General features: G+C 44.5%; 8 protein-coding genes and 1 pseudogene. 8 read left to right on the top strand and 1 reads right to left on the bottom strand.

Annotation, left to right across the window (positions count from 1 at the left end; genetic code table 11):
- The first annotated feature begins 932 nt into the window (after positions 1–932).
- The 5 genes from hisD (at position 933) to IQ270_RS26615 (ending at position 4,894) form a co-directional block, all read left to right on the top strand.
- Positions 933–2,246 (top strand): histidinol dehydrogenase, encoded by a 1,314-nt coding sequence (gene hisD, locus IQ270_RS26635; protein ID WP_193976175.1) that lies wholly within the window; start codon positions 933–935, stop codon positions 2,244–2,246.
- Positions 2,247–2,522: 276 nt separating this feature from the next.
- Positions 2,523–2,948 carry a universal stress protein gene (locus IQ270_RS26630; protein ID WP_193976174.1) on the top strand — a complete coding sequence of 142 codons (426 nt, stop codon included), beginning with the start codon at positions 2,523–2,525 and terminating at the stop codon, positions 2,946–2,948.
- A gap of 93 nt (positions 2,949–3,041) precedes the next feature.
- Positions 3,042–3,920 carry an ATP-binding protein gene (locus IQ270_RS26625; RefSeq protein ID WP_193976173.1) on the top strand — a complete coding sequence of 293 codons (879 nt, stop codon included), beginning with the start codon at positions 3,042–3,044 and terminating at the stop codon, positions 3,918–3,920.
- Positions 3,921–3,935: 15 nt separating this feature from the next.
- Positions 3,936–4,289: an STAS-like domain-containing protein gene (locus tag IQ270_RS26620; RefSeq protein ID WP_193976172.1), complete on the top strand. Its 354-nt coding sequence runs from the start codon at positions 3,936–3,938 to the stop codon at positions 4,287–4,289.
- Positions 4,289–4,894: a hypothetical protein gene (locus IQ270_RS26615; RefSeq protein WP_193976171.1), complete on the top strand. Its 606-nt coding sequence runs from the start codon at positions 4,289–4,291 to the stop codon at positions 4,892–4,894. The genes IQ270_RS26620 and IQ270_RS26615 overlap by 1 nt, the downstream gene beginning before the upstream one ends.
- Before the next feature lie 18 nt (positions 4,895–4,912).
- On the opposite strand, the pseudogene IQ270_RS26610 reads toward IQ270_RS26615, so the two are convergent.
- Positions 4,913–5,080 (bottom strand): annotated as a pseudogene (locus IQ270_RS26610) (type II toxin-antitoxin system Phd/YefM family antitoxin); the annotation flags it as partial.
- Positions 5,081–5,219: 139 nt separating this feature from the next.
- On the opposite strand from IQ270_RS26610, the gene IQ270_RS26605 reads away from it, so the two are divergent.
- The 3 genes from IQ270_RS26605 (at position 5,220) to IQ270_RS26595 (ending at position 6,632) form a co-directional block, all read left to right on the top strand.
- Positions 5,220–5,723 (top strand): DUF2273 domain-containing protein, encoded by a 504-nt coding sequence (locus tag IQ270_RS26605; RefSeq protein ID WP_193976170.1) that lies wholly within the window; start codon positions 5,220–5,222, stop codon positions 5,721–5,723.
- A 33-nt stretch (positions 5,724–5,756) separates the two neighbouring features.
- On the top strand, positions 5,757–6,290 hold the full coding sequence (locus IQ270_RS26600) for a hypothetical protein (protein WP_193976169.1): 534 nt from the start codon (positions 5,757–5,759) through the stop codon (positions 6,288–6,290).
- A gap of 156 nt (positions 6,291–6,446) precedes the next feature.
- On the top strand, positions 6,447–6,632 hold the full coding sequence (locus tag IQ270_RS26595) for a hypothetical protein (protein WP_193976168.1): 186 nt from the start codon (positions 6,447–6,449) through the stop codon (positions 6,630–6,632).
- Positions 6,633–6,668: the final 36 nt, after the last annotated feature.

Here is a 6,668-nt window from a genome sequence, read left to right as displayed (position 1 = left end):
TCATTGATACAACCCCGTCTGGAGACTGTATCGAGACACGGGAATTTTGCAGGACAAGCTTTTCGGGAGCGAGCCACAAAAAGCTGGATTTTTGAAGGCTGAGTCTGTCGATTTGAGATTTAGTCTACAGATTAATCTGGGATCAGGAACTCTTCGTCTAAAATCTGTTTAGGATCTTCACGACTCACGACACGACTCTTGTCGGGGGCTTCTGTTTTTGAGCAGGTCAGACAGCCAATACCGCTGGCTCAGATTGAACTGAGTCTGTGGCTACTTTTGGGCGACGCAATAATTTTTTATTGACTCATTTAACTGCCAATTTTATACTCCTGACGATATCCAAAGGTATGGTACAGGTGTTAGGGAGGCGTGTTGCGGGGTTTCCAGCGTCACGAGTTAAAGTCACGTCTTGCGCGCAATTTTCAATTATACAATAATTTGGCGTTTTTTATAAAAACGATCGGGTGTTGGAAAAACTAATATAACATCGATTCTGCTTAAAATCCCATTCCCGGAAAAATCCAAGTTAAGATATAACAAAGAATACGGGTTATTTGGGCTTCGGCAAGAAGCGCTCATCGAAGTAGGAAGGAAGAAGCCTGAAGCTGGAGGGAAAAAAACGAAGAAGCCTGAAGCTGGAGGGAAAAAATTCCCCTACTCTCGCCTCCTCCTGCTTCCCTCTCTCCCTCTGGCTTCTGGCTGCGTACCCGGTTCTCTGGGGAGCAATTCCTAATCAAGGTTGTGGCTTGTCCTCAGTGCAGGGTTTAAATCCCGACAGAGACTTAAACCCTGCACTGAAGCCTTTGAAAATGCCGCGAGTCTGGCAGTTTAAGCTTGTGGACTGGTTGGGCATAGTTTTTCAGGATATAGACACAAAAATCCCCAATTGTCAAGCAAATGTTAGTGAAATATTGACGGCATTCCTAATCTCCATGCTGCGAATTATTACTCAGTGGGTTGAGGCACAAGCTGAACTGCGACGAATCTGCGATCGCACCCATGACGAACTTGTTGTTCACAAAGAAGCCACCGTGCGGGAGGTGCTGCAAGCTGTAAGGCGCAGAGGCGATTGGGCCCTGCTGCACTACACTGCTGAATTCGATCGCATGACGCTAAATGCGGAAGATTTGCGGGTGAGCGGCGCCGAATTGGATGCTGCTTACCAACAGGTATCGAAAGAATTATTAAATGCTATCCGCACAGCTTGCAAACAGGTAGAGGCGTTTCACCGACAGCGCGTCCCCAAGTCTTGGGTGCAGTTTGGTGATGACGAGGTTGTTTTGGGCAAGCGCTACACTGCAGTCGATCGCGCGGGAATTTACATTCCTGGCGGTCAGGCATCCTATCCGAGCTCGGTAATCATGAATGCGGTGCCTGCGAAAGTCGCCAAGGTGCCTAGACTTGTGATGTGTACTCCCCCCGGGCAGGAAAAGAGAATGAATCCTGCGGTGCTCGTAGCGGCTCAAGAAGCGGGAGTTGATGAAATTTATCGGGTGGGCGGGGCGCAGGCGATCGCGGCTTTGGCCTACGGTACGGAAAGTATTCCCAAGGTGGATTTAATTACTGGGCCGGGGAATATTTATGTCACCCTGGCGAAAAAATTGGTTTACGGAACTGTGGGGATCGATTCTCTGGCGGGACCCTCGGAGGTGCTGATTATTGCTGATAGTTCGGCGAATCCGGTACACGTAGCTGCGGATATGTTGGCGCAAGCCGAGCACGATTCGATGGCGTCGGCAATTTTGCTGACGGCGGATTCGGTGCTGGCGAGAAAGGTGGTGGCTGAGGTTGACAGACAGTTGGTAAATCACTCGCGCCGGATTTTGACGGAAAAGGCGATCGTCAATTACGGTTTAGTGGTAGTGGTTGACTCTCTCAAGGCGGCGGCGGAACTGTCTAATGAGTTTGCTCCCGAACACTTGGAATTGCAAGTGACAGATCCCTGGGATTTGCTCGACCAAATTCGCCACGCTGGGGCGATTTTCTTGGGCTTGTCTACGCCGGAAGCTGTGGGTGATTATTTGGCGGGCCCGAATCACACTTTGCCGACTTCTGGGGCGGCGCGCTATGCTTCGCCGCTGGGTGTGGAAACTTTTATGAAGCATTCGAGTTTGATTCAATATTCGCCGACGGCGCTGAAGAAGGTGAGTAAGGCGATTGATGTGTTGGCCGAAGCAGAAGGGCTTCCTTCTCATGCTGATTCGGTGCGGTTGCGGACTGAAAATGAGGGAAAGAGTGAATTTTAGATTTTAGTGAAATTGTAGATTGGCGGTACCGGCGGTTGAAACCGCCGCTACAAAGACTTTCGTCGGCGCAATCGGATACTGAAAAATAAAGGGGTTTTTAAGAGGGATTTGGTATAAAGTCTAAAGCTAGTCTTTGGAAGCTAAAGCATCTTAATGCAAGAATCCCCAACCAAAATCTTTGATGGGGTTTGAGAGTGTTGAAGTTCATAACTTTGACTTGTCATCATCAGCTAACGAAAAATTGAATATGTAATATCTGAAATTTAAAGGGGCACGGTGTTGAATACTGTTTTGGTGGCGATCGACAATTCAGAGTTAGCGACTCAGGTATTGCAAGTTGTAGGGCAATTTCAGCTAGAACCGACGGCTAAGGTGATTTTAGTTCATGTTGTGAGTTCTGGGATGTCGGATTTTGATGCGGTGGTCGATCGACCTCATGCTCAGGGAAATGAGATTGCTTACCGAGAAGTGGAGAAGTTGTTGCAATCTTATCAGCAAAAGTTGCCTTGCCAGAGCGAGTTAGAGATTGTTTCGGGGGAACCGGCCGAGGAGATTTTGCGTTTGGCGAATATTTATAAAGCGGATTTAATTGCGATCGGCTGTCGGGGTTTGACTGGTTTGAAGCGGATTTTGGAGGGTTCGGTGAGTGCTGAGGTTGTGGCTGAGGCTCCTTGTTCGGTGTTGGTTGTGCGGGCTAGGTAGGGGGAATTGAACCGCAGAGGTTGACAGTGCGATCATCGGCTGATTGATATTTTACTAAAGTTCTTTCTGGATCAAGCCTTCCATAGAATAATTATGAGCGTGACTCTTAACATCCCTACAATCAATGATGATCTGAACGATTTTGACAATCTGTTTCAGCTTTCGGAGCAACTAAATGAGGATTGCTCAGAAGTAATTATTGACTTTTCTAAATGTTTTTTTCTCAGACAAAATGCCGTAGCTTTTCTGGGAGGATTGATTCGTCTCATTCAATCCCGCTCGATAAAATTAAACATTAATTGGGATAGTATTCATAAGAACATAAAAATGAATCTTGAACAAAACGGATTTATGTATACTTTTTGTGAGAATAAAGAACCTTGGCAGGGTAATTCTATCCCTTATCGACAAGATAAAAAACAAGATAAAGATGGCTTGGTTGACTACCTAGGAGAAAAATGGCTAGGACGAGACTGGGTTGATATAAGTCAAAAATTGCAAAACGTCATCGTAGGAACTGTTTGGGAGATATACGCTAACGCCTTTGAGCATGGGCAAACAGAAATCGGAGTCTTTAGCTGTGGACAGCACTACCCTAAAAAAAAGGAACTAAAACTCACTGTGATTGACTTCGGTGTTGGGATTCCCCAAAATGTGCGCCTATTCCGAAAACTCTCGGATTTACCAGCAGACGAAGCCCTAAAATGGGCATTTGAAGCCGGAAATACCACCAGACGCGGTAATGTAACTGGGGGCGTTGGACTTGACTCTCTGAAAAGATTTGTAAAGATGAATAGAGGAAAGTTGGAGTTTTTCAGTCACAATGGGTATGTCCTGATTAACAAAGATGAGGAAACTTACCAAAATCGCCCAACCTTTTTCGCAGGGACACTGGTTAACATTACCCTCCAATGTGATGAAGCCATTTATGTGCTGGCTTCTGACACCGACGGCGACGCCCCACTTTTCTGAGGGAACTTCTGAAATATGAAATCTTACAAGATTGGCACTTTGATTGGGAAAACTTGCATGACACCCGATGACGGTATGAAGGTGTATGAGTTGACATACCCCGAACTACGGGCAGAGCACGCTGTAGAGCTTGACTTTGCTGGTGTAGAGATTTTTGCATCTCCGTTCTTCAATTTTGCCATTGGACAGCTACTTAGGGATATCTCCCCAGACACTTTAAACCGTCTGCTGACATTTTCTCATCTTAATAGTGTAGGCAATCAAATACTCAAACAGGTGATTAAGAACTCAAAACGCTACTACGCAGCAGATGATGCAACCCGCAATGCAATTAATGAAATTGTCAGCCAACAGGTGGGAAATGTATAATGGCAATCCAATATACAGTCAAGGCTGAGGTAGTTAATATCCAGTTTGACACACCTCAAAAAGATGACATTTTTCTGGTAGATACTAATGTCTGGTACTGGCTGACTTACACTCAAGCCAGTACCTCTCCTCCTCCCTATCAAATAAATCATTATCCTGCTTATTTAACAAAAATTATTTCTGCTCAAGGATTGCTTTTATATTGTGGGCTTTCTTTGGCAGAGTTAGCACATAGTATTGAAAAAGCGGAACGAGAAATTTTTTCGACTAGATTAAACACAAAAGAATATCGCCATAACGAGCCAACAGAGAGAGCTAACGTAGTAGCTGAAGTTATAGCCGCTTGGGGTCAGGTAACATCTATTGCTGTATCGACTGATGTAACTATTGATGAAACTACGACTAACGCATCTTTAACCCGATTTCAAACTCAACTTTTAGATGGCTACGATCTGCTATTTCTGGAAGCAATGGATAAAGCAGGGGTAGTTCAAGTAATTACTGATGATGGTGATTATGTGACTGTTCCTGGCATCAAAGTTTTTACTGCTAACCGTAATGTAATTGAGGCCGCAAGAAATCAAGGTAAGTTGATTACTAGATAAGAAATAAGACCAAATGCTTCATAAGTAATCAACACGCGATCGCAGCAGATATACTGTCTCTATTAAGCTTGCCAATTCGTCAGTGGCAATTAAGGCTACATTTTCGCCGTCAGAGCGGGTGATGATGGCATCGCGATCGCTTATGACTTGTTCGCACAGTTCATCGAGATTGGTCTGAGCTTCAGTATAAGTTACTTGGGTTTATGTGAGTGACATGGTTTTTGGCTTCCCAATACTTTGGACTTTCTTCGACTTGACAAGACTTAGTTTTTATAGTCACAATCATCTTTAAGAGGCAATATTATAGCTTTCCCATAGGAAAAAAATGACTGCACAACCATTATCCCTCCCCCAAGCAAACTTAAAAATGGCTCTCTGGCAAGTAGATGCCGATTCAATGAGTAGTAGCGAGTTGTATGTCTGGTTAAATGATAGCGGCTTGCCCCACGAAGTCACCATCAGATTGCACGAGTTGGCTAGCTACACGAAAAAAGCTGGTAACAAAGTTTTGGCTGTAGGGAAAATTGTTCTGATCCAAATTATCGAGTTTGTCAAGGCACATCCTAATTTAGCTACGGGCATTGCTCTAGGAGCTGCTGTGGGACTATTGGCAAGTTCAGTACCATTTATCGGCCCAGTGTTAGCGCCATTGGCAGCAGTGCTAGGTATAACTGTTGGTGCGATCGCGGGACATAGACTAGATCAAGGCTACCGTCAAGTAGATGGCATAGTTGGAGTAACACAAGACTTTATTCAAATCGCCCGATTGTTTTTTCAACTACTGATTGATGTTTTCAATGCAGTTTTTCGCAACGTTATCACTGCTTAAAAAACACAACCTGAAAAAATCAAGAGGCTTAATATGTCAGGAAATAAAACCGTAACTAAGGAGCAAATCCTTAAAGCGATCGAGCAATTGGAAAAAAATCCTGATGATAAGCTAGGAATTTTAGCTGATGTTGGGGTTGGCGTGGTAGGTGCTGGTGCTGCTGGCGCGGCTGTTGCGGCTTTCGGCGGTCAAGCCATATTTTTTGGGCTAATAGCGGTTGCACCCCCAGTAGGATTGGTTGTTGGCGGTGCAGCATTAGGTGCAGCAGCTCTCGTTGGAGCAAAGAGGATCTTTTTTGATGGCACTTATAACGAAGGGAAAAAAGCAGAAATTCTCAAACAGTTAAAAGAACAGCTAAGAAAGGTTGAAGAAAAAGAAAGAGCATCTAAGCTTGAAGACAGTGACAAGACAAAATTTATCGTTTCGTTGAAAGAACCAGTTAGGCTTAATCTAATTAGTCCTCAAGATGCTCAGGATTTAATGAGAAAGGTCGAAATTGGTCAAATACCTATCAAAGAGGCGATTAAGATGGTTCAGGCTATAGTTGAAGCAGCTAAACCCCAATAGTCTTTTAAATCTATGACCTGAGAATGCTAGGCACTGGCTATGTTGCTCTGGTATTTCTGAGAATTGACTTAGGTGCTGAAAGAGCGATCGCCCTTATATGATTGAAGTGCGATCGCTCTTTGGTATAGTCAAAGAATCCCGAGCGCACACAACCCAATGGAATCTCTACCCAATCATTGGGATGAACTTGCTAAAATCTTAGAACCTATTCATATAAATCACCTCGCAACCCAACATTTAGAATCCTGCAATTACAAAATACTGGGTTACTGGGATAGCAATAATAAGTTTTACGAAGAAATTGCTTTAATTCATCCCATCTGTGCTGAGTCGATCGGGTGATCGATTTCCCTAGCCCTAATTCCCCTTCCCCTTCCC

The sequence above is a fragment of the Microcoleus sp. LEGE 07076 genome (assembly GCF_015207455.1).
Taxonomy (GTDB): Bacteria; Cyanobacteriota; Cyanobacteriia; order Cyanobacteriales; family Microcoleaceae; genus Microcoleus.
Note: the sequence above shows the minus strand (reverse complement) of the source record. Positions and strands in the feature narration are given on the sequence as shown.